Source organism: Kitasatospora sp. NPDC057512, assembly GCF_042802135.1.
Classification (GTDB): domain Bacteria; phylum Actinomycetota; class Actinomycetes; order Streptomycetales; family Streptomycetaceae; genus Kitasatospora.
The window spans coordinates 1-1,287 of sequence record NZ_JBHVET010001245.1 but is presented as its reverse complement, the minus strand read 5'-3'; the positions used below and the strand labels follow the sequence as shown (position 1 = coordinate 1,287).

General features: G+C 74.4%; 1 protein-coding gene. It reads right to left on the bottom strand.

Translation table 11 applies throughout. The annotated features are described in order from the left end of the window. Positions 1-1,081, bottom strand: a 1,081-nt coding sequence (locus ACFU6K_RS39220; protein ID WP_380671488.1) for a glycosyltransferase, incomplete at its 3' end; no start/stop codon positions are given. Positions 1,082-1,287 lie beyond the last annotated feature (206 nt).

The window sequence follows — 1,287 nt, the reverse complement described above, 5'->3', positions numbered from 1 at the left end:
GCAGTGGGCCGATCGCCGCCTGGAGGGTGTCCGGTGCGGCCCGGCCGAGGAGGGCCACCGCCGCGCCGGCATCGGCCAGGTGGCGGGCGTTGTGCTCCTGCTCGTTCCCGGCCGACGTCGCCAGCGGGACGAACACCGCGGCCCGCCCCAGCGCGGTCAGTTCGGCCAGCGTTCCCGCGCCGCTGCGGGAGACGACCACGTCGGCGAGGGTGAGCACGTCCGGCAGTTCCGGGCCGACGAAGCCGGTCACCAGGTACCGGGGGCGCAGGTGCTCCGGCAGTGCCGCCGCCCGCTCCCGAAGCCGCTCCTCGTGGCTGGGCCCGCACTGGTGGACCACGTTGGCGTGGCCGAGCAGCCACGGCAGGATCCCGCCCACCAGCTCGTTGATCTGCTGGGAGCCCTGCGCGCCGCCGGTGACGTACACGGTCGGCAGGGAGCGGTCGAAGCCCCACAGTCCGAGTGCCTGGATCGCCTTGTCGCCCTGGCCGGTCAGCACCTCCGGGCGGACCGGGTTGCCGGTCACCACGGCGGTGGCGCGGGCGGACGCGGGCAGGTACCGGAGCGTCGACTCGGAGGAGACCGCGACCCGGGTCGCCATCCGGGCCAGGGCCCGGTTACCGAGGCCGAGCCGGACGGTCTGCTCGTGGACCACCAGTGGCCGGTGGCACATCCGGGCGGCCGTTCCGACCGGCACGGCGACGTAGCCGCCCGTGCCGAGCACCACGTCCGGGCCGAACCCGGCGACCGCGGAGCGGGCCTGCGCGACGCCCAGGGGGACGCGGCCCATGTCCTTGACGTTGGCGGGCGACACCAGCTTGAGCGGGTTGGCGGAGCGCCGGATCTTCCCGGTGGCGACGGTCCTGAACGGGATGTTCTCGGCGGCGGTGACCTTGGCCTCAAGGCCGGTGGCGGTGCCGATCCACAGCACGTCCAGGGTGCCGTCGGCCTCGGCGAGACGCGAGCGCAGGGCGCGGATCGCGGTGAGCGCCGGATAGGTGTGGCCGCCCGTTCCGCCGCCGGTGACGATCAGTCGAAGAGGCCGGCCAAGGCGGGAGACGAGCTCGCCGGTGTCGCGGTTCACGCCTGGAACATACCAGCGCCGACGGAGCCGCCCGCCCAGTCGATCTGACGTCCGATCAGAAAATGACGTACCCACGGCCGCCCGATCGCGGGCACGGCAGACCGAGGGCATCGGCCGGCGGATTCCAGCGGCCCCAGCCCGGTGTCGAGGGTGCGAGGGGGGCTCCTGCCGGACCGCACGAAGCCCCGCCCCCACCGTGGTGGGAT